Source organism: Streptomyces katrae (assembly GCF_000717655.1).
Taxonomy (GTDB): domain Bacteria; phylum Actinomycetota; class Actinomycetes; order Streptomycetales; family Streptomycetaceae; genus Streptomyces; species Streptomyces katrae_B.
Map to the genome: position 1 here is coordinate 1 of NZ_JNZY01000063.1, position 20096 is coordinate 20096.

19 protein-coding genes are annotated in these 20096 nt (G+C 72.1%); 15 read left to right on the forward strand and 4 right to left on the reverse strand.

Features of this window, described 5'->3' with window-relative positions; translation table 11 throughout:
* The first annotated feature begins 137 nt into the window (after nucleotides 1-137).
* The 8 genes from IF09_RS0137490 to IF09_RS0137525 all read left to right on the forward strand — a co-directional run bounded on the left by IF09_RS0137490 (nucleotide 138) and on the right by IF09_RS0137525 (nucleotide 6875).
* Nucleotides 138-791, forward strand: a complete 654-nt coding sequence (locus IF09_RS0137490) for an HAD family hydrolase (RefSeq protein ID WP_030303722.1) — start codon at nucleotides 138-140, stop codon at nucleotides 789-791.
* 43 nt (nucleotides 792-834) lie between these two features.
* A complete protein-coding gene (locus IF09_RS0137495; RefSeq protein WP_030303724.1) occupies nucleotides 835-2061 on the forward strand; it encodes an MFS transporter in 1227 nt (408 codons plus the stop codon).
* Nucleotides 2033-3181 carry an acetoin utilization protein AcuC gene (locus tag IF09_RS0137500; protein WP_078613708.1) on the forward strand — a complete coding sequence of 383 codons (1149 nt, stop codon included), beginning with the start codon at nucleotides 2033-2035 and terminating at the stop codon, nucleotides 3179-3181. The genes IF09_RS0137495 and IF09_RS0137500 overlap by 29 nt, the downstream gene beginning before the upstream one ends.
* A gap of 116 nt (nucleotides 3182-3297) precedes the next feature.
* Nucleotides 3298-4128, forward strand: a complete 831-nt coding sequence (locus IF09_RS0137505; protein WP_030303726.1) for a phosphatase — start codon at nucleotides 3298-3300, stop codon at nucleotides 4126-4128.
* A gap of 114 nt (nucleotides 4129-4242) precedes the next feature.
* Nucleotides 4243-4452 carry a helix-turn-helix domain-containing protein gene (locus IF09_RS0137510; protein WP_158708561.1) on the forward strand — a complete coding sequence of 70 codons (210 nt, stop codon included), beginning with the start codon at nucleotides 4243-4245 and terminating at the stop codon, nucleotides 4450-4452.
* Between the two features lie 152 nt (nucleotides 4453-4604).
* Entirely contained in the window at nucleotides 4605-4703 is a 99-nt protein-coding gene (locus tag IF09_RS44155) for a 30S ribosomal protein bS22 (protein ID WP_003948845.1), read from the forward strand.
* 94 nt (nucleotides 4704-4797) lie between these two features.
* Nucleotides 4798-5883, forward strand: coding sequence for an NAD-dependent epimerase/dehydratase family protein (locus IF09_RS0137520; RefSeq protein ID WP_051833576.1), 1086 nt, complete (start codon nucleotides 4798-4800; stop codon nucleotides 5881-5883).
* A complete protein-coding gene (locus IF09_RS0137525; protein ID WP_030303728.1) occupies nucleotides 5883-6875 on the forward strand; it encodes a lysophospholipid acyltransferase family protein in 993 nt (330 codons plus the stop codon). Before IF09_RS0137520 ends, IF09_RS0137525 begins: the two co-directional genes overlap by 1 nt.
* Nucleotides 6876-7037: 162 nt before the next feature.
* Here the strand turns inward: IF09_RS0137525 and IF09_RS0137530 are convergent, their stop codons facing one another.
* From IF09_RS0137530 to IF09_RS0137540, 3 genes are all read right to left on the reverse strand, one after another.
* On the reverse strand, nucleotides 7038-8237 hold the full coding sequence (locus tag IF09_RS0137530) for a DUF5667 domain-containing protein (RefSeq protein ID WP_030303729.1): 1200 nt from the start codon (nucleotides 8235-8237) through the stop codon (nucleotides 7038-7040).
* Between the two features lie 307 nt (nucleotides 8238-8544).
* Nucleotides 8545-9360, reverse strand: coding sequence for an ECF subfamily RNA polymerase sigma factor, BldN family (locus tag IF09_RS0137535; protein ID WP_030303730.1), 816 nt, complete (start codon nucleotides 9358-9360; stop codon nucleotides 8545-8547).
* A gap of 408 nt (nucleotides 9361-9768) precedes the next feature.
* The gene (locus IF09_RS0137540) at nucleotides 9769-10743 is read right to left on the reverse strand and encodes an HAD family hydrolase (protein WP_030303732.1); all 975 of its coding nucleotides are present in this window, start codon (nucleotides 10741-10743) and stop codon (nucleotides 9769-9771) included.
* Between the two features lie 99 nt (nucleotides 10744-10842).
* Here IF09_RS0137540 and IF09_RS0137545 point away from each other — a divergent pair, with 99 nt between their 5' ends.
* The 7 genes from IF09_RS0137545 (at nucleotide 10843) to hemB (ending at nucleotide 19317) form a co-directional block, all read left to right on the forward strand.
* On the forward strand, nucleotides 10843-11130 hold the full coding sequence (locus IF09_RS0137545) for a glutaredoxin family protein (RefSeq protein ID WP_037637070.1): 288 nt from the start codon (nucleotides 10843-10845) through the stop codon (nucleotides 11128-11130).
* A 273-nt stretch (nucleotides 11131-11403) separates the two neighbouring features.
* A complete protein-coding gene (locus tag IF09_RS0137550) occupies nucleotides 11404-12258 on the forward strand; it encodes a redox-sensing transcriptional repressor Rex (protein WP_030303735.1) in 855 nt (284 codons plus the stop codon).
* Nucleotides 12255-13982, forward strand: coding sequence for a glutamyl-tRNA reductase (locus IF09_RS0137555; protein ID WP_030303737.1), 1728 nt, complete (start codon nucleotides 12255-12257; stop codon nucleotides 13980-13982). The genes IF09_RS0137550 and IF09_RS0137555 overlap by 4 nt, the downstream gene beginning before the upstream one ends.
* Nucleotides 13979-14947, forward strand: coding sequence for a hydroxymethylbilane synthase (gene hemC / locus IF09_RS0137560; protein WP_030303739.1), 969 nt, complete (start codon nucleotides 13979-13981; stop codon nucleotides 14945-14947). Before IF09_RS0137555 ends, hemC begins: the two co-directional genes overlap by 4 nt.
* Nucleotides 14944-16620, forward strand: coding sequence for a uroporphyrinogen-III synthase (locus IF09_RS0137565; protein WP_030303741.1), 1677 nt, complete (start codon nucleotides 14944-14946; stop codon nucleotides 16618-16620). The genes hemC and IF09_RS0137565 overlap by 4 nt, the downstream gene beginning before the upstream one ends.
* Before the next feature lie 122 nt (nucleotides 16621-16742).
* Nucleotides 16743-18059, forward strand: coding sequence for a HEAT repeat domain-containing protein (locus IF09_RS0137570; RefSeq protein WP_030303743.1), 1317 nt, complete (start codon nucleotides 16743-16745; stop codon nucleotides 18057-18059).
* Between the two features lie 256 nt (nucleotides 18060-18315).
* On the forward strand, nucleotides 18316-19317 hold the full coding sequence (gene hemB / locus IF09_RS0137575; RefSeq protein WP_030303745.1) for a porphobilinogen synthase: 1002 nt from the start codon (nucleotides 18316-18318) through the stop codon (nucleotides 19315-19317).
* 297 nt (nucleotides 19318-19614) lie between these two features.
* On the opposite strand, the gene IF09_RS0137580 is transcribed toward hemB, so the two are convergent.
* Nucleotides 19615-19959: a hypothetical protein gene (locus IF09_RS0137580; protein ID WP_030303747.1), complete on the reverse strand. Its 345-nt coding sequence runs from the start codon at nucleotides 19957-19959 to the stop codon at nucleotides 19615-19617.
* Nucleotides 19960-20096 lie beyond the last annotated feature (137 nt).

A 20096-nucleotide genomic window follows, 5' to 3' on the forward strand; every position in this document is an offset into this window, starting at 1 on the left:
TGCAGGGGGGACCCTGTGGGAGAGTAGGACGCCGCCGAACAATCATTGTGGGAAAGCCCCGCACCTTATGGTGCGGGGCTTTTCTGCGTTTACGGGCCGTGTTTTGCAAGGGGCGGGGCTTGCGTAGGGTCGAGGTCATGGGCTACGACCTCGTCATCTTCGACAACGACGGCGTGCTGGTGGACAGTGAGCCGGTCGCCAACAGCATCCTCGCCGGGTACCTGACCGAGTTGGGGCACCCCACCTCGTACGAGGACTCGATCCGCGACTACATGGGCTCCGCAGTCCACCGGGTGCACGATCTCGTGCTCGAGCGGACCGGGGAGCGGCTGCCCGCCGCGTTCGATGCGACCCTGCACGCGCGGACCTTCGCCGCGTTCGAGCGGGAGCTGACACCCGTCGCCGGCGTGGTGGACGTACTCGGAGCCCTCACCGCCCACGGGGTGCCGTACTGCCTGGCCTCCTCCGGGAGTCACGAGCGGATCCGGGTCGGGCACCGGGCGGCCGGACTTGACGGGTGGTTCGAAGAGGAGTGGATCTTCAGCTCGCAGGACGTGGGCAAGGGGAAGCCCGCTCCCGATCTGTTCCTGCACGCGGCCCGAGCCATGGGCGTCGAGCCGTCGCGGTGCGTCGTGATCGAGGACAGCCCGCTCGGGGTGCAGGCCGCCGTCGCCGCCGGGATGGACGTGTACGGGTTCACCGGGATGGTGCCCGCCGAGCGGCTGGCCGGGGCCACCGGCTTCTTCGGGGACATGAAGGAGCTGACGGGGCTTCTGGAACTCCCTGTGTGATCTCTCTACCCACGGGTAGCCCGCGGGCCTACGCTGTGCCGCCATGACAGAAGACGTACGGCTGCGCCGGGGGCGGGGCTCCCTGGGGCTCAGCTTCTTCGTGCAGGGCGTGACCTTCGCCCTCCTCGTGACGCGGATCCCCGCCATCCAGGACCGGTACGGGATATCCGACGGGCTGCTGCCCGCCTTCCTCGCCGCCGTGCCGGTTCTCGCCGGGGTCTCCAGCGTGGCCACCGAGCACCTCGTCAAGCGGGTCGGGCCCGCCGTCGTACTGCGCTGGGCGCAGCCGCTGGTCTTGCTCTCCCTGCTGGGGGTCGGGGCCGGCAGCCAGATGTGGCACGTGGCGGTGGCGCTCGGGACGTTCGGGCTGTCCGTCGGCGCGCTGGACGCCTCGATGAACATGCTCGGGGTCAGCCTGCAGCGCGCGTACGGGCGCAGCATCATGCTCGGCTTCCACGCCGCGTACAGCCTCGGCGGGATCGTCGGGGCGTCCGCCGCCTGGGCGGGGGCGCACTGGCACCTGTCGCTGTTCGCGTCGTACCTGCCGGCCGTGGTCGTGCTGCTGCCGCTCGCCTTCTACGGGAGCCGGTTCTACGTCGGCCGGCGGGACATCGAGGACCGGGAACCCGAGAAGGGGCTGGGGGCCGGCGGGTTCAGGCTGCTGCTGCCGCTGTGCCTGGTGATGGCGTGTGCGTACATCGGGGACTCGACCGTCTCGAACTGGAGCGCCAAGTACCTCCAGGACGTGCTGGGGAGCTCGGAGCAGCTGGCGACGGTCCCGTACAACGTGTACATGGTGACCACGCTGATCGGGCGGGCCGTCGGGGACCTGGGCGTGCGCCGCTTCGGGGCGGTGGCCGTCGTGCGGATCGGGACGCTGGTCGCGGCCGGCGGGTTCGGGGTGGTGGCGGCCGCGCCGGGGGCGTGGGTGGGGATGCTCGGGTTCACGCTGCTGGGGATCGGGCTGTGCGTGATCGTGCCGCAGACCTTCGCGGCTGCGGGGCGCCTCTTCCCGGGGGCGTCGGACACGGCCGTCGCGCGGCTGAACATCTTCAACTACGTCGGCTTCCTGATCGGATCGCCGCTCGTCGGGGGGATCGGGGACGCCTGGAGCTACCGGGGCGCGATGCTCGTGCCGATGGCGCTGGTGCTCGTGACACTCTTCCACGCCCGTTCGTTCGGCTCGGAGGGCGCCCGATACGGTGTCCGGCATGAGCGGCGAGCCGGTGACCGGGCTGTTGATGTGGGACGAGGCGGTAACGAGGTATGACTTCGGACCGAGCCATCCGATGGACCCGGTGCGCCTGGCGCTGACCATGGGCCTGGTGCGTGCCTTCGGGCTGGACCGGGAGATGGATGTACGGGCGGCCCGCGCGGCGGGGGATTCCACGCTGCGGCTGGTCCACCGGGAGGACTACGTGGCCGCGGTGCGCGAGGTGTCGGCGGATCCGGGCGTGGCCGACGGGTCGTACGGGCTGGGGACGGTGGACGATCCGGCCTTCCACGGGATGCACGAGGCCTCCGCGCTGATCGCGGGCCAGTCGGTGGCGGCGGCGGAGGCGGTCTGGCGCGGGGAGGCCGAGCACGCGGTGAACTTCGCGGGCGGGCTGCACCATGCGATGCCGGGCGGGGCGGCCGGGTTCTGCGTGTACAACGACGCGGCGCTGGCGATCGCGCGGCTGCTGGAGCTGGGGGCCGAGCGGGTCGCGTACGTGGATGTGGACGTGCATCACGGGGACGGCGTCCAGGCGGCGTTCTGGGACGATCCGCGGGTGCTGACGGTCTCCCTGCACGAGCATCCGAGGACGCTGTTCCCGCAGACCGGCTGGCCGGAGGAGACGGGCGGGCCGGCGGCGGAGGGTTCGGCGGTGAACGTGGCGCTGCCCGCCGGGACCGGGGACGAGGGGTGGCTGCGGGCCTTCCATGCGACGGTGCCGGAGCTGTTGGCGGATTTCCGGCCACAGGTGCTGGTGACCCAGCACGGTGCGGACACGCATTTCGAGGACCCGCTCGCGCATCTCGCGGTATCGCTGGACGCGCAGCGGGCGGTGCAGGAGGCGTGTCACCGGCTCGCGCACGAGCATGCGGGGGGCCGGTGGCTGGCGCTGGGCGGCGGTGGGTACGCCGTCGTGGACGTCGTGCCGCGGTCGTGGACGCATCTGGTGGGGATCGTGGCGCACCGTCCGGTCGATCCGGAGTCGGTGGTGCCGGACGCGTGGCGGGACGAGGTGTACGCGCGGACGCGGCAGCCGGCGCCGGCCCGGATGACGGACGGGCGGGCGGTCGCGTGGCGTGACTGGGAGGCGGGCTACGATCCGGCCGACCGGATCGATCAGGCCGTTCTGGCGACCCGGCGGGCGGTGTTCCCGTTGCGTGGCCTGCTCACGTGACGCCTGCGCTCGAGGCCTGGGAGCGGTGATGCATCGTTACGCCAGTTGTTACGCCAAGTGTGGGGCTGTCCGCCGGAATTGATGAACCGCCAGGTCCGGTGCGGCAGCATCGGAGGGTGTTGAGCACCGGCGCGCTGCGTGCGCATCTGCTGGCCGCCCGGTTGGCCGGGCCCGTCGCGACCTCGCGGGAGGAGAGCCTGCGCAGCTACCGGTTGTTCGCGGCGCGGGATCCGCGGGTGCTGCTGGGGCTGGATCCGGAGGGGGGCTGGGGCGAGGGTGACCTGCTGAGGCTGATGGCGGACAAGTGCGGGGTCTCGGCGGATCCAGCGCACGTCAGCGGGCCGGACGTGATCGATCCGGAGCTGACGCTGGCGGCGTTGGAGGCGTTCGCGGAGCGGCTGGGCGAGGCGGCCGGGGCGCGGTCGCCCGTGTTGTTCGGGACGGGGCATCCGCACCGTCTCCTGGGGTTCTACGCCAGTTTGGCGCGGGCCTTGTCGGCGGTGGGATGTGTTGTGCTCACTCCGGCGCAGGGGGCCGGTGTCGACATGGCGACCCGGTTCGGCGTACGCCGGCACAGCATCGATTACGTACGGGGAGTCGCGTTGGTGCGGGAACCCGGCGCGCGGCCGCCGGGGAGTGCAACCGGCGCGCACACCCATTCACCCCTGCCGGTTCGGATCGCGCTCGGGGCGCTCGCGGAGGCCGGCGGGCCGTTGCCGGAACTGGTGGTGGGGGATCACGGGTGGGTCTGCGGTGCAGGTCAGCTCGGTGTGGAGGCGATCGGGCTGGCGGATACGGACGACCCGGCCCTGTTCGTCGGCGAGGCGGAGGGGCGGGTGGCGGTGGCTGTTCCGCTTGATGACGCGGTGCGCGCGGACTACTACAGACCGCTCGTTCGGTATCTACTCGATCGGGCGAGCTTGCCGGGTGCGCAGGAGTGGCCGTAGCTCCTCTTCCCCACTCGTATCACACGCCCCTACTCTGGTGAGTGAGCGTGCGACGACGAGGAGTAACCGGAGGGGAAGCCGGTGCCCGTCATGCGCGGAAGGTCAAGGTGTGTCATGGCTGCTGGCGAGAGGCCTCTCAGCGAGGTCGTGTTCCTGACCGTGGCAGAGGTTGCCTCGGTGATGCGAGTGTCGAAGATGACCGTGTACCGACTGGTGCACAACGGTCATCTGCCCGCAATCCGGGTGGGCCGGTCCTTCCGGGTCCCCGAGAACGCGGTTCACGAGTACCTCCGAGAGTCCTATGTGGGGGTGGAGTCGGCCTGAGACTGAAGCTCCGGCGAACTCTCCGAACCCCTCGGATTACAGGCTCAGAGCTCGGGCGGGTAGGCTAGGCCGACGTAGGTCGTGTGGGCCCAGACGCCCCGCACCGTTCCCCGCTGGCGCGGGGATGTTCCGAGAAGTGAGCGAGGGTAGTCGTGGGCTCTGTTATCAAGAAGCGGCGTAAGCGGATGGCCAAGAAGAAGCACCGCAAGCTGCTCAAGCGCACCCGCGTCCAGCGCCGTAACAAGAAGTAAACGGCAGCTGTACGTGTTCTCCGCAGCCCCTCCACCATCCTTTGGTGGAGGGGCTGCGGTGTAGCCGGGGGACGACGAGGAAGGCGCTGAGCTCGTGGGGAAGGTCGTGCTCGTTACCGGGGCAGCCCGGCAGCTGGGGGGCCGCTTCGTGCGGCGGGTCCAGCGTGATCCTGAGGTCGAGCGGGTCATCGCGGTCGACGCGGTCGCGCCGCCGCACCGGCTGGGCTCCGCGGAGTTCGTCCGAACGGACATCCGGCAGTCGTCCATCGCCCGGGTGCTCGCCGAGCACGCCGTGGACACGGTGGTCCATCTCGCCGTGACCGGGAGCGGGGCGGGGCCGGGCGGCGCGGGGAGCGCCGTCAAGGAGACCAACGTCATCGGGACGATGCAGCTGCTGGGGGCCTGCCAGAAGTCGCCGACGGTACGGCGCCTGGTGGTGAAGTCCAGCACGAGCGTGTACGGGGGCGCCCCGCGGGATCCGGCCGTCTTCACGGAGACCACGCAGCCCAAGTCGCTGCCGGCGGCGGGCTTCGGCAAGGACGCCGTCGAGGTCGAGTCGTACGTACGGGGCTTCGCGCGCAGGCGGCCCGACGTGGCGGTGTGCGTGCTGCGTTTCGCGAACATCCTGGGGCCGTACGCGGACTCCTCGCTCGCCGAGTACTTTTCGATGCCGGTGATGCCGACGGTGCTGGGGTACGACCCGCGGCTGCAGTTCGTTCACGAGGACGACGTGCTGGAGGTGCTGCGGCTGGCGGCGGCCGAGCCGCAGCGCGGGACGCTGAACAGCGGGACCTTCAACATCGCGGGTGACGGGGTGCTGCTGCTGTCGCAGTGCGCGCGGAGGCTGGGGCGGCCGACGGTGCCGCTGCTGCTGCCCGCGGTGACGTGGGTCGGGTCGGCGCTGCGGGCGGTGGGGGTCACCGATTTCTCGCCGGAGCAGATCAGACTCCTCACGCACGGGCGGGTCGTGGAGACCTCCCAGATGCGGGAGGTGCTGGGATTCAAGCCGATGTACACGACCGCCGAGACCTTCGCCGATTTCGCGCGCAGCCGGGGGAACGGGCTGCTGCCGCCGGAGCGCGCGGGGCGGGCCGTGGACCGGGTGGCCGCCGCGCTGAAGGTGGACAGCCTGAACGTGAACGTCGGGGTTGCCGGAGCCGAAGAGGGAGCGCAGCGATAGTGGCGGACGCCAAGGTCATTCCGTTCGACGAGGACCGGCCGCGCCGGCGGGGCGCCGGGACCCGGAGGGTACGGGCGGTGCCCGCGCCGGAGCCGGTGGCCGAGGCCGCGGAGCCGGCCGCGCCGGAGCCCGCTCCCGTGCGGTCCGGCGGGGCCGCGTGGGACCGGCGGATCGCCGGCGGGCTGGCGTTCCTGCGGCGGCGGGTCACCGGGGACTACGAGGTCGACGAGTTCGGCTACGACAAGGAGTTGACGGACCAGGTCCTGATGTCCCTGATGCGGCCGCTGTTCGACAAGTACTTCCGGGTCGAGGTCAAGGGCATCGAGAACATCCCGGCCGAGGGCGGGGCGCTGATCGTGGCGAACCACTCCGGGACGCTGCCGCTGGACGGGCTGATGATGCAGGTGGCGGTCCACGACCACCACCCCGCGCAGCGGCACCTGCGGCTGCTGGCGGCGGACTTGGTGTTCATGCTGCCGGTGGTGAACGAGCTGGCGCGCAAGGCCGGGCACACGCTGGCGTGCTCGGAGGACGCGCAGCGGCTGCTCGAGGCGGGGGAACTGGTCGGGGTGATGCCGGAGGGTTTCAAGGGGATAGGGAAGCCGTTCGGAGACCGGTACAAGCTGCAGCGGTTCGGGCGGGGCGGGTTCGTGTCGACGGCCCTGCGGGCGAGGACGCCGATCGTGCCGTGCTCGATCGTGGGGGCGGAGGAGATCTACCCGATGGTCGGCAATGCGAAGACGCTGGCCCGGCTGCTGGGGGTTCCGTACTTCCCGATCACGCCGACGTTCCCGTGGCTGGGGCCGCTGGGGGCGGTGCCGCTGCCGACGAAGTGGACGATCCAGTTCGGCGAGCCGATCGCGACGGACGGGTACCCGCCGGAGGCGGCGGAGGACCCGATGCTGATGTTCAACCTGACGGACGAGGTCCGCGAGCAGATCCAGCACGCCTTGTACAAGCTGCTGGTGCAGCGGCGGTCCGTGTTCTTCTGACGGGGCGGGCGGCTGCCGGGTGTCGGGTTTCCGGGCTCGACGGACGGAGTCCGGCGCGGCCGTCTGAAGCCCGCGGAGCGGTGCGAGGCCGTCTGAGCACGTTTCACGGCGCAGGCCCCTCACCCCTGTTCGGGGGTGAGGGGCCTGCGGCCGTTTCCGCTGCTACTCGGCGTCCTCCGCCTTGAGGCCCAGGCCCGGGAGGAGGCCCGGGAGGAGGGGCGGGAGGGTGATGTCCGGCTGGACGTGCTCCGGGGAGGACGAGGCCCCCGGAGTGTTCTGTCCCGCGGGCGGGTTCAGGAGGTCGCCCGTGCCGCCCAGGAGGCCGCCGGGAGCCGGTGAGGGTTTGCCGCCGGTGGTCGCGGGCGGGGCCGGGCTGGCCGAGGGGGCGCCGCCCGCCGGTGTGGACTGGTGCTGCCCGGCCGGAGCGCTCGGCTTGGCCGGGGCGCCGGTGCCGTCGCGGTTCTGCTCCGGGGGCTTCGGGAGCAGGCTCTGGAGCGGCGCCACGTCATCGTCTATGGCCTGGAAGACCGACTCGACCTCCCCGCCCACATCGGTGAGCTGCACCGGGAGCTTGTCCCGGAGCCGGCCCCACGCGTCGCGGTGCGAGCGGGAGAACGACGACAGCGCCTGGATCGGGCCGAGCGAGCCGTCCCGTTCGTAGGCCGCCTGGAGGAGCCGGTGGCCCTCCGACGCGTCGTGCTTCATGCCCGCCAGGGCCCGGCGGATCTCGCCGAGCGACTCGTGGTCCAGTACGCCCGTCCGCCCGCGCTCCATCAGCCTGCGGGCCTCCGACAGGCGGTTGGAGGCCTGGTCCAGATAGAGCTCGCCGCGGTCCGCGTCCTCGTCGGCCATGCCGAGCTTCAGATCCTCCATGCCCCGTTTGATCGGGTAGAGGGAGTCACCGGGCAGGGCGTCCGTGCTGGCAGCGGCCACGCCGCTGAAGGCCCCCGCGGCCACACCTACGGTGAGGCCGCCCGCTGCGATGCCCTTGGACCAGCGGGAGCGGGGCCGCAATTTCCGGAGCGAGGTCGCCCGGTGGGCGCCGCGGCCGGTCCGCTGTTCGGGCACTTGAGGGTCCGGGGCGGCACCGCCCCCGGCCCTCTCTTCCATCACCATGGCCTCCATGGCGGCCACGAGCTGGGCTCGTTGCACCACTTTGACCTCGGGGTCCAGCACCGGGCGCGGCATTCTTTCGCCGAGCGCGCTCGCCAGGGCCAACAGCCGGTCGTGGTCGGCAGGTTCGGCAGGTGCCTCGGACTGCTCGGCCGCCGGGTCCGGTTCCGAAAGATCGGATGGGGTCCGATCCTCCAGGGCCTGGGCGAAGGCGTTCGCCCGCCGGTGCGGAGTCACGTTCGCGATCACTGGCGGCACCTCCTCTCGTCATGACGATCGACTCCCCAAGGTGTCCGGAAGGTTGCCTGCCTTGAGCGCATCCACACTTTCGAGTGAGCGGCTTCGGGCAGGGCGTGTCCACAGGGAGCCTGCATTCCGCACAACGAGCGGCGCGGCACTTGGGTTACGGACGAAGGATGATCGGACCACAGCGTCATCGAGGGGTCACCGGTTGTGTGGATTGTCAGGAGGGTCGGACGGTGCGGGGGGTGGGCGCGGCATGGGAGGGGCCGCGGGTGGAGGCGCCCGGAGGCGGCGGTGCGGGGCCGGTCGGAGGTCAGCGGGCGTCGTCCGGGAGCAGGCGGGCCAGGGTGCGGACCGCCCGGTACTGGAGCGTCTTGATGGCGCCCTCGTTCTTGCCCATCACCCGGGCGGTCTCGGCGACCGACAGGCCCTGGAGGAAGCGCAGGGTCACGCACTCCTGCTGCTGGGGATTGAGCTTGCGTACGGCTTCCAGCAGGGCGGCGTTGGAGAGGGACTCCAGGACAGAGTCCTCGGGGGATCGTTCCACCTCGTTCGCGTCCAGCATCTCGCCCGTGGTCACTTCCAGGCGGAAGCGGCTGGACTTGAAGTGGTCCGCGACGAGGTTGCGGGCGATCGTGACGAGCCAGGCGCCGAAGTCCCGGCCCTGCCAGGTGAAGGTGGAGATGCGGCGCAGCGCGCGCAGGAAGGTCTCACTGGTGAGGTCCTCCGCGGTCGCCTTGCCGCCGACGCGGTAGTAGATGTAGCGGTACACCGTGTCGCTGTACTGGTCGTACAGCCGGCCGAAGGCGTCGGCCTCGCCGGCCTGGGCGCGTTCGACCAGGTCCATCATGCGGGCCTGGTCGCTGTCCGCGGTGGGGCGGCGTGCGGCGGGCGCGCTCGTGCCGGTGGCGGTGCCGCCGGCGCCTCCCCCCGTACGACCGCGTCTGCCCACCGTCGCTCCGCCGTCGGTCAGGGCATAGCAAGGACCGGCCGGGCCGAGGCCGGCAGGGACCGCGGCGGCGAAGGCGGGTACGGCGTACGCGGTGGGGACGAAGCCGCGCAGGTGGTCGAGGACCGTTGCGCGCAGCGTAGCCAGGCCCGAGGCGTCAACCCCGACAGGTGGGTACACGGGACTCCCAGAGGCAGAGCTTCCATCACGTGCAGTGCGGGACCGTTCACCCGTCGTGGCGACAGATGGCCGGTGGCATGCGTTTGAGGAGAATAACGCTTCGTACAGGCAGCACTACACCCAGTTGCTCAAATCACCGATTCCGACACTTCTGTTGCGTGTCGAAGGCATATTCAGTCGCAGTTGATGATCGATTCCTGATCGGTTGAATACGCGGAATGGACGCTTCCACGCTGGCTCGCGACCGAGTCGGGCATGCGGGAGTGCCGCGCGGGGCGCGGGGGTAGAGGAGGGGAATGCCCGCGGCTCAGCGGGCCGGGAGCCCGCGGGGCGCGGCCCCGGCGCGCCGCAGGGCGGCTCCTGCGCAGGCGGAAACCGGGCTGCGGCCGGGCGGCCGGGCGGGAACGGCTACTTGCGGCGGCGGTGCAGGGCGATGGCGGCGGCTGCGCCGCCCGCGATCGCGCCGACGCCGGCGGCGGCCGGGACGCCGACCTTCACGGCCTTGCGGCCGGTCCGATAGTCGCGCAGCCGCCAGTCGTGTGCCCGGGCATGCTTGCGCAGTTTTGTGTCGGGATTGATCGCGTACGGATGCCCGACCAGCGACAGCATCGGAATGTCGTTGTGCGAATCGGAGTACGCGGCGCAGCGTTCGAGGTCGAGCCCCTCGGCGGCGGCCAGCGCGCGGACCGCCTCGGCCTTCGCGGGCCCGTGCAGGGGCTCGCCGACGAGCCGGCCGGTGTAGATGCCGTCGACGGACTCGGCGACCGTGCCGAGCGCGCCGGTCAGGCCGAGCCGGCGGGCGATGATCGTGGCGGTCTCGACGGGCGCGGCCGTGACGAGCCAGACCTTCTGGCCGGCGTCGAGGTGGGCCTGGGCGAGGGCGCGGGTGCCCGGCCAGATCCGCTCGGCCATGTACTCGTCGTAGATCTCCTCGCCGATCGACATGAGTTCGCAGACCTTGTGGCCCTTGACGATGGAGAGGGCGCTGTCGCGGGCGTCCTGCATGTGCTCGGGGTCCTCGACCCCGGCGAGCCGGAACCAGGCCTGCTGCCAGGCGAAGCGGGCGAGTTCGCGGCGGTGGAAGAACTCCCGCTTGTAGAGGCCGCGGCCGAAGTGGAAGATCGCGGCGCCCTGCATGACGGTGTTGTCGAGGTCGAAGAAGGCGGCGGCGAGGTCGTCGCCGGCGACGGGGAACTCGGGTTCGGCCGGTTCCGCTTGCCCGGCTGCCTGCGCCGCGGCCTCCTCGGGCCCGGCCGGTGGTCCGGCCTCCGTCTCGAGGGCCTGCGCGGTCTTGCGGGCGGCCTCGGCCGAGGCCTCGCCTGCCAGCACGCTCCGCGCGGTGGCGGAGCGCCTACGGGGGGTGAGCCATCCCAGAGCGGCCATGACGCGAGCATAGCCATTGTGTTCGGGACTTCCCGAACCGATGGGATGCCGGGGGCGTGAACTCTTCGGTCCCGTGGTGTTACGTGGTGGCGCGGGAGAATGGGGGGCATGAGCCCTTTGCTGCGTCGTAAGGAAAAGAAGCGTCCCGGCGAGCGGTTGGTCACGCTCATCGGGAAGCCGGGGTGCCATCTGTGCGATGACGCCCAGGAGGTGGTCGAGAAGGTCTGCGCGGAAGTCGGAGCACAGTGGGAGAAGAAGGACATCTCGCAGGACGCGGAGCTCTACCGGCTGCACTGGGAGCAGATTCCGGTGGTGCTGGTGGACGGCGAACAGCACACCTTCTGGAGGGTGAACCCGGACCGGTTGCGTCGCGCATTGGAGGGCTGATCCCCCGGCCGGTTACCATCATGGGCGATTTGTGGGGTATCGGGGGCGTATCGATGAGGAGTGTGTACCGTTTTGCCCCCCTCGGGATTTGAACGGGTTCGGCGTGTCGTGGGTTCCCCCTCCAAGGGCCCGGCTCGCGTGACCCCGGTCACTTTGCTCGGACAAAGCGGACACAATCTTTGTGCACGCGTTCACAAAGACATAGCCTGCATTCGACGGGGCGGTCTTGGGACAAGTGACCGCCTGCAGCCCCGCTCATCCCGCAGGAGCATCGTGGCAACTGGCCGAACTCACCGACCGGCGACCCGCAGCCGAGGTATTCCCGAGGCCACTGTCGCCCGGCTTCCGCTGTACTTGCGCGCCCTCACCGCGCTCTCCGAGCGATCGGTGCCCACGGTGTCCTCCGAGGAGCTCGCGGCCGCGGCCGGAGTCAACTCCGCCAAGCTCCGCAAGGACTTCTCCTACCTGGGTTCTTACGGCACGCGCGGCGTCGGCTACGACGTCGAGTACCTCGTCTACCAGATCTCCCGCGAACTCGGCCTGACCCAGGACTGGCCGGTCGTCATCGTCGGCATCGGTAACCTCGGCGCCGCCCTGGCCAACTACGGCGGCTTCTCCGCGCGCGGATTCCGCGTCGCGGCGCTCATCGACGCCGACCCGGCGATGGCGGGCAAGCCGGTCGCGGGCATGCCCGTGCAGCACACCGATGATCTGGAGAAGATCATCTCGGAGAACGGCGTCTCGATCGGCGTGATCGCGACCCCCGCGGGCGCGGCCCAGCAGGTCAGCGAGCGGCTGATCGCCGCCGGCGTCACCTCCATCCTGAACTTCGCGCCGACCGTGCTGTCCGTGCCGGACGGCGTGGACGTACGCAAGGTCGACCTGTCGATCGAGCTGCAGATCCTGGCGTTCCACGAGCAGCGCAAGGCCGGGGAGGAAGCGGCGGCCAACGCCACGCCTTCCTCTTCCCCCTCCGCTGCTTCCGTCGCGTCCGGCGACATCGCCGAGGCCGCCGCCGGTTCCGGCGCTGCCCCGGCCGCGGCCGTCGAGCCGCCCGCGGGACGGCCCGCCGCCGTCGCACGCAAGAGCGGCCCCGAGGGCGACGTTCCGGCGGTGATGCCGGCATGAGTCTGCTCGTCGTAGGGCTGAGCCACCGCAGCGCGCCGGTGAGCGTGCTCGAACGTGCCTCCCTGTCGGCCGACGCCAAGGTCAAGCTGGTGCACGACACCCTCGCCGCGGAGCCGGCGACGGAGGCGACGGTGCTCGCCACGTGCAACCGGATCGAGCTGTACGCGGACGTGGACAAGTTCCACGCCGGTGTGGCCGAGCTGTCGACCCTGCTCGCGCAGCACAGCGGGGTGGCTCTGGAGGAGCTCACTCCGTACCTGTACGTCCACTACGAGGACCGGGCCGTCCACCACCTGTTCTCGGTGGCGTGCGGGCTGGACTCGATGGTGATCGGCGAAGGCCAGATCCTCGGGCAGATCAAGGACGCGCTGGCGCTGGGGCAGGAGCTCCACAGCGCGGGCCGCCTGATCAACGACCTGTTCCAGCAGGCGCTGCGCGTCGGCAAGCGGGCGCACTCCGAGACCGGGATCGACCGCGCCGGGCAGTCGCTGGTGACCTTCGGGCTCGAGCAGCTGACCGCCGGGCGCGAGCCGGTGGACGTCTGGGCCAAGGACAAGCGGGCGCTGGTGATCGGCGCCGGGTCGATGTCCTCGCTGGCCGCGGCCACGCTGGCGCGGGTGGGCGTCGCCGAGATCGCCGTCGCGAACCGCACCGCAGAGCGGGCGGACCGTTTGGTCGAGATTCTGGTTGCCTCAGGCACTGGGGTGCTGGCCCGGTCCGTTCCGATGGCGTCGGTCGCCGATGAGCTGACACGAGTCGACGTCGTCGTGTCCTGTACCGGGGCCACGGGGCTGGTGCTGAGCGGGGACCAGGTCGCGGCTGCGGTGGCGGGCCCTGCGGGGCTCCTCCCCTCCCCGCCCCTTCCCGATTCCCGGGGCTCCGGCCCGGACGCCGCGCCTCAAACGCCGGTGGAGCCGGATTCGGTCCTGGCGCGGCTCGTGGCCGCCGCCGAGGCCGGGGTGCGGCTGGCCGACGGCGGGGTGGCGCGGACCATCGTGCCCGGGGCCGACCGTGACGGGTGCCCCGTCGACGTGCCCGCCGCCGACGGGCGGGCCGCGCTCACCGGGGTCGACGCCAACTCCCTCGAACTGCACGGCACATGGGCCGACCAGGGCGAGGCCGCCGCGCAGCGGCAGCCCCGCAAGGGCGCCCGCAGCCAGGTCGACGCGGCGCCCGTACGGCTGGCGCTGCTGGACCTGGCCATGCCGCGCGACATCGACGCCGCCGCGCACCGGATCCCGGGCGTGCGGCTCGTCGACATCGAATCGCTCGCCGAAGCATCGGCCGACGCGCCGATGGCGGCCGACGTGGACGCCGTACGCGGCATAGTCGCCGAAGAGGTGGCCGCCTTCGGCGCCGCGCAGCGGGCCGCGCACATCACGCCGACCGTCGTCGCCCTGCGGGCGATGGCCGCCGAGGTCGTGGCCATGGAAGTGGCACGGCTCGACGGGCGGCTCCCGGACTTGGACGAGCGGCAGCGGGCCGAGGTCACCCAGACCGTGCGCCGTGTCGTCGACAAGCTCCTCCACGCGCCGACCGTGCGCGTCAAGCAGCTCGCCAGCGAGCCCGGCGGCGCCGGGTACGCCGAGGCACTGCGCGAACTCTTCGACCTCGACCCGCAGACGGTGGCCTCCGTCAGCCGGGCGGACGCGGCCGGCCAGGCCGGACAGGTCGACCAGGCCGGACAGGCCGACAAGAACGACGACTCAGGACGGGCATCATGAATCCACGTCTCGACCAGCCCCTGCGGCTCGGCACGCGGCGCAGCAAGCTGGCCATGTCCCAGTCCGGCCATGTCGCCGACGCGGTACGGGCGATCACCGGCCGGCCCGTCGAGCTCGTGGAGATCACGACCTACGGTGACGTGTCCCGTGAGAACCTCGCGCAGATCGGCGGCACCGGCGTGTTCGTCACCGCGCTGCGCGACGCGCTGGTGCGCGGCGAGGTCGACTTCGCCGTCCACTCGCTGAAGGACCTGCCGACCACGCAGCCCGAGGAGCTCGTGATCGCGGCCATGCCGCTGCGCGAGGACCCGCGCGACGCGCTCGTCGCCCGCGACGGCCTGACCTTCGAGCAGCTGCCCGACGGCGCCCGCATCGGTACCGGGTCGCCGCGCCGCATGGCGCAGCTCAACCACTACGCGCGCACCCTCGGGAAGCGCATCGAGACCGTCGCCATCCGGGGGAACGTAGACACCCGGATCGGCTTCGTGCGCGACGGCGAGCTGGATGCCGTCGTCCTCGCCGCCGCCGGGCTGAACCGGATCGGCCGCAGCGCCGAGGCGACCGACTTCCTGTCGGTCGACAACGTGCTGCCCGCTCCCGGCCAGGGTGCCCTGGCCGTGGAATGCCTCGCGTCCGACGCGGAGCTCATCGCTTCGCTCGCCGAGCTCGACGACCCGCACACCCGGGCCGCCGTGACCGCCGAGCGTTCCCTGCTCGCCGCCCTGGAGGCCGGCTGCAGCGCACCTGTGGGTGCACTCGCCGATCTTCTGGCCGACGGCCAGGTTGTCAATGAAATGCGCCTGCGCGGCGTCGTCGGCACCCTCGACGGCTCGACGCTCGTGCAGCTGTCCACCACCGGTCCCGTGCCCCAGTCGTACGACGAGGCCATGGCGCTCGGCCGCGAACTCGCGGACGAGATGCTGGCCAAGGGCGCGGCCGGTCTGATGGGGGAGCGATCGCTTTGAACCCCTCACGTCCGACCACCTCCGCTTTTCCGGTCGTCGCCACGCACGGGCACGTCACCTTCCTCGGTGCCGGCCCCGGTGACCCGGGTCTGCTGACGCTCCGCGCCGTCGAGGCGCTCGCGGCCGCGGACGTACTGATCGCGGAGCCCGAGGTGCTCGAGGTCGTACGCACGCATGCGCGTGCGGGAGTGGACACGCCACAGCTGACGATTGCTGACGAAGTGTCAGCAGCCGCCGGTGTCCCGGTGATCCGGGACGCGTCCAATCTTGTCATGGAGGCCGCGCGCTCCGGCAGGCGGGTCGTCCGTGCCGTCACCGGCGACCCCGGACTCGACGGCAACGCGGCCGACGAGATGCTCGCCTGCGCCACCGGCGGCATCCCCTTCGAGGTGGTGCCCGGCGTCGCGACCGCCGTCGGCGTGCCCGCGTACGCGGGTGTGCCGCTGCGGGGCGGCCGGGGCGACGCAGGCACGGACGTGCGGTTCGTGGACGCGCGCAACGCCTCCGCACGCTGCTGGAGCGAGGTCGGCGCCAGCGACGGCACCCTCGTCGTCTCCGCGACGCTGGAGACCGTCTCGAGCGCCGCCGCCGAGCTGGTGTCCGCCGGGCGCAAGCCCGACACCCCGCTCACGGTGACCGTCGCCGGTACGACGACGCGCCAGCGCACCTGGAACGCGACCCTCGGGACCATCGCCCAGGTGTTCAAGCAGGGCAAGGTGCTCCCGTCGCCCGAGGGCGCCCGGCCCGTCATAGCCGTGGTCGGTGAGCACGGCGCCGCCGCACGGCGCGAGGAGCTGGCCTGGTTCGAGTCGAAGCCGCTGTTCGGCTGGCGGGTCCTCGTACCGCGTACCAAGGAGCAGGCCGCTTCGCTCTCCGACCAGCTGCGTTCGTACGGCGCGGTGCCGCACGAGGTGCCGACCATCGCCGTGGAACCGCCGCGCACCCCGCAGCAGATGGAGCGCGCGGTCAAGGGCCTGGTGACGGGCCGCTACGAGTGGATCGCCTTCACCAGCGTGAACGCGGTGAAGGCCGTCCGGGAGAAGTTCGAGGAGTACGGGCTCGACGCCCGTGCCTTCGCGGGCATCAAGGTCGCGGCCGTGGGCGAGCAGACCGCCGCCGCGCTCGTCGAGTTCGGCGTCAAGCCGGACCTGGTGCCGAGCGGGGAGCAGTCCGCGGCCGGGCTGCTGGAGGACTGGCCGCCGTACGACCCGGTGTTCGACCCGATCGACCGCGTCTTCCTGCCGCGCGCCGACATCGCCACCGAGACCCTGGTGGCCGGGCTGATAGAGCTGGGCTGGGAGGTCGACGACGTCACGGCCTACCGGACCGTGCGCGCGTCGCCGCCGCCGGCGGACACGCGCGAGGCGATCAAGGGCGGCGGCTTCGACGCCGTTCTCTTCACGTCGTCCTCGACGGTGCGCAACCTCGTCGGCATCGCCGGCAAGCCGCACAACGTGACCGTCATCGCCTGCATCGGGCCGGCCACGGCCAAGACGGCGGAGGAGCACGGCCTTCGGGTCGACGTCCTGTCGCCGGAGCCGAGCGTCAGCAAGCTGGCGGAGGCCCTGGCCGAGTACGGCGCGGCGCGCCGCGAGGCGGCCAAGGAAGCCGGCGAGTCGGTGTCCCGCCCGAGCGAGCGCCGACCGGGCGCGCGCAGGCGTCGTACGACGTGAGGTGTTCCTGAATACGGGCCGGGGCCCGGACGCGCTGCGTCCGGGCCCCGGCCCGTATTCGGTTGTGCCGACGGCGGGCTCTGGCGAGGATCTCCGGCAGACAACGGGGAAACGGGGGGCCGATGGCGGAGCAGGACGACGAGCGGCGGCTCGCGGCGGCGGTGCGGGCGGGGAACCCGGAGGCGGTACGCACGCTGCTGGAGGCGGGGGCGGACCCGGAGGAGGCGGTGGACGGGAACGGCGGACTGCCGGTGCTGTGCACGGCGGTGGACGCCTTCGCGTACGAGGTCGCCGAGGCCCTGGTGGCGGGCGGTGCCGACCCGGACCGGGAACTGCCGGACGGTACGACCCCGCTGCTGCGGGCCGTCGAGGGCGGCTCCCCGGCGACCGTCCGGGCGGTCCGCGGAGAGGTGCCGCGCCTGTCGGCGGGGCAGCGCGAGCGGCTGCTCGCGGCGGCCCGGCACTGGTACGAGACGGGCGCGGAGGAGGAACTGCGCCGTCGCACCGGGGCGACGGGCCCGGCGCAGTGGTCGTCCGTCGAGGAGGAGTGGTGCGACGTCGAGCAGGTCTCGCTCGGCGGCGTGACGGTCCGGGCGGGCCACGGGGCCGTCCTGACCGAGCTGGAGCGGGCCTTCCGGATCCCGACGCCGGTGGAGGAGCTGGTGGCCCGGGCCGTCCGGCATCCCGACGTCTGCCATGTGGACTATTCCGCTTCCTGCTTGTGGCTCGTGCAACGCCGCGACCGGCAGACCTGGTCCGCGGTGGTGGCCTTCCGGCACCATCCGTCGCCCGACCACCGCCGGTTCGTGGTCGACTACCTGCGGAGCAGGGACAGGGACCTGTCGATCAGCCTCGGCGTGAACCCGTACCAAGAGGAGGAGGCCGGCCTCTTCAAGGCCTGGGCGGTGGAGGAGACGGACGGCGGGGTGCTCGCCGCGGTGCTCGATGCCGTCTCGGACGACGGATACGACGATCCCCTCGCGCTGCGGTACGCCGGGCACCCGGACCCGCGGCTGCGGCGGGAGGTGCCGCACCTGTTCGAGGCCCCGCTGACGCCGGAGGCCACCGCCGCCCTGTTCGCCCTCTCCGGGGATCCGGACCCGGAGGTACGGGGGCACGCGGGAGGCAGGCTCGGCCGCGAGCTGGGTGCCGCGCCGGAGGTCCGGGCGGTGGTCCTCGGTCTGGTCCGTGACCCGGACCCCGGTGTACGGGCCACGGCCGCGGCCGTCCTGGCCGTGGGCGACGACCGCACGCCGGAGGCCACGGAGGCACTGGTGGCGCTGCTCGCGGAGGAGGACCAGGAGCTCCGCCTGGAGGGCGCGTACGGCCTCGCCCTGCGCGACGACCCGCGCACGCGGGAGGCGTACGAGCGGGTGGGCCCGCTGGGCCCGCAGCACGAGCACGACCACCGCCGCGGCGGCCTGTGGCGGAACCCGTAGCGGCCGACCCGGCGGGTCAGACCGGAGGGGGGCCGACAGCGGGGGCGGCCTGCCGCGGATCGGGGACCGGGACGCCGGTGCCGCGGGCGGGCGGGGGCTGCTGCTGGTGGCGGCCCTGGCCGAGCGGTGGGGGGTCGGGCCGCGCAGCCCCGGAAAGATGGTGTGGTGCGAGCTGGCCGTGACGGGCTGCGGGCGGGACACACACACCCCCTAGGCTGGGAGCGACTGCTGTCCAGGCTCGAAGAGGCGACTGAGTATGAGCGCGTACGGATCCTTCCCCGGCTCGCGGCCCCGCCGGCTGCGCACCACCCCGGCGATGCGGCGGATGGTCGCGGAGAACAGGCTGCACCCCTCGGACCTGATCCTGCCGGCGTTCGTACGCGAGGGCATCAGCGAGCCGCTCGCCATCTCGGCGATGCCGGGCGTCGTCCAGCACACGCGGGACACGCTGCGGAAGGCGGCCGTCGAGGCGGTGGAGGCGGGCGTCGCGGGGATCATGCTCTTCGGGGTCCCGGCCGACGAGAACAAGGACGCGCTGGGCACGGCGGGCACGGAGCCGGACGGCATCCTGCAGCTCGCGATCCGCGACGTGAAGGCGGAGGTGGGCGACGATCTGGTGATCATGTCCGACCTCTGCCTGGACGAGTACACCGACCACGGCCACTGCGGCGTACTGGACGAGCACGGGCGCGTCGACAACGACGCGACGCTGGAGCGGTACGCGGAGATGGCCCAGGTCCAGGCCGACGCGGGCGTCCACGTGGTCGGACCGAGCGGCATGATGGACGGCCAGGTCGGCGTCATCCGCGACGCGCTCGACGAGACCGGGCACGAGGACGTCTCGATCCTCGCGTACACGGCGAAGTACTCCTCGGCCTTCTACGGCCCGTTCCGCGAGGCCGTCGCCTCCTCGCTGCAGGGCGACCGCAAGACGTACCAGCAGGACCCGGCGAACGCCCGCGAGTCCCTGCGGGAGCTGGCGCTCGACCTGGAGGAGGGCGCGGACATGGTCATGGTCAAGCCGGCCGGCCCGTACCTGGACATCCTGTACCGGGTCGCGCAGGCCGTGGACGTCCCGGTGGCCGCGTACCAGATCAGCGGCGAGTTCGCGATGATCGAGGCGGCGGCGGAGAAGGGCTGGATCGAGCGCGACCGGGCCGTCCTGGAGACCCTGCTGGGCATCAAGCGGGCCGGCGCGGACACGATCCTGACGTACTGGGCGACCGAGGTCGCGGGCTGGCTGCGCGAGACGCGCTGACCCTCGCCGGAGGTTCCCCGCCGGTCAGCGCAGCGGCCACACGTGCCGCTCGGACCCGGCGGGGGGCCCGGCTCGCCAGACCCGCCACCACACCCGCCACTGCCCCGGCTTCAGCCGCCGCGCTCTGCCCATGCGGGGGAGCGTAGGCGGGCCCGGTCGGCGGCTCACGGAGCGGGACTGGAGTTTGTCAATCCGCGGACTCGGTACCGGTGGAGCTGCCAGGCCGCGTACGCGCTTCCCCCGGCCACGGCCTCCACGCCCGCGGGCGGGCCCCGCAACGGGCTTGATCGGCGTGTCTCAAGGCCAGTCGACGATGCCGGCGAACACGAGGTAGTCGAGGACGACGGCGACGGGGGCGAGCAGTGCGAACCCGACGCGGCGGGCGGAGTTCCGCCGCTGCCAGGGGAGCGCCCAGCTGGTCACCAGCACGGCCAGGACGAGCAGCAGGCCGGTGGTGAAGGCGGGGAACGCGATGTCGTACGAGGCGTCGAACCGGTCGCTCGCCGCGTCGGCGCAGGAGTCGCAGGCCATGGGGGACAGCCCGACGAAGAAGAACGCGACGAGGGCCATCGGCAGCGTCAGCAGGGTGGAGACGAGCGGCGCGACGAAGGCGCGCTTGGCGCGCGAGGTGTCCGGATCCATGGCTCGAGTCAACCGCGCCCGCGGGGCGGATGCATGAGCGCTGGTACTCAGACGGGCGTGGGGTCGGTGCCCTGGATGGTGTGCGACTGCTGAGGCGGAGTGCGCCGTGCGGGGGTGGCGTGGTCGGGGTCGGGAGG

Bases quoted from the DNA above. Each gene is read 5' to 3' on its own strand.
- IF09_RS0137555 (WP_030303737.1), top strand. From the start codon at position 12,255: ATGAGTCTGCTCGTCGTAGGGCTGAGCCACCGCAGCGCGCCGGTGAGC.
- IF09_RS0137500 (WP_078613708.1), top strand. From the start codon at position 2,033: ATGTGGGACGAGGCGGTAACGAGGTATGACTTCGGACCGAGCCATCCG.
- IF09_RS0137545 (WP_037637070.1), top strand. From the start codon at position 10,843: ATGGGGGGCATGAGCCCTTTGCTGCGTCGTAAGGAAAAGAAGCGTCCC.
- IF09_RS0137580 (WP_030303747.1), bottom strand. From the start codon at position 19,959: ATGGATCCGGACACCTCGCGCGCCAAGCGCGCCTTCGTCGCGCCGCTC.
- IF09_RS0137490 (WP_030303722.1), top strand. From the start codon at position 138: ATGGGCTACGACCTCGTCATCTTCGACAACGACGGCGTGCTGGTGGAC.
- IF09_RS0137510 (WP_158708561.1), top strand. From the start codon at position 4,243: ATGGCTGCTGGCGAGAGGCCTCTCAGCGAGGTCGTGTTCCTGACCGTG.
- hemC (WP_030303739.1), top strand. From the start codon at position 13,979: ATGAATCCACGTCTCGACCAGCCCCTGCGGCTCGGCACGCGGCGCAGC.
- IF09_RS0137540 (WP_030303732.1), bottom strand. From the start codon at position 10,743: ATGGCCGCTCTGGGATGGCTCACCCCCCGTAGGCGCTCCGCCACCGCG.
- IF09_RS0137495 (WP_030303724.1), top strand. From the start codon at position 835: ATGACAGAAGACGTACGGCTGCGCCGGGGGCGGGGCTCCCTGGGGCTC.
- IF09_RS0137570 (WP_030303743.1), top strand. From the start codon at position 16,743: ATGGCGGAGCAGGACGACGAGCGGCGGCTCGCGGCGGCGGTGCGGGCG.
- hemB (WP_030303745.1), top strand. From the start codon at position 18,316: ATGAGCGCGTACGGATCCTTCCCCGGCTCGCGGCCCCGCCGGCTGCGC.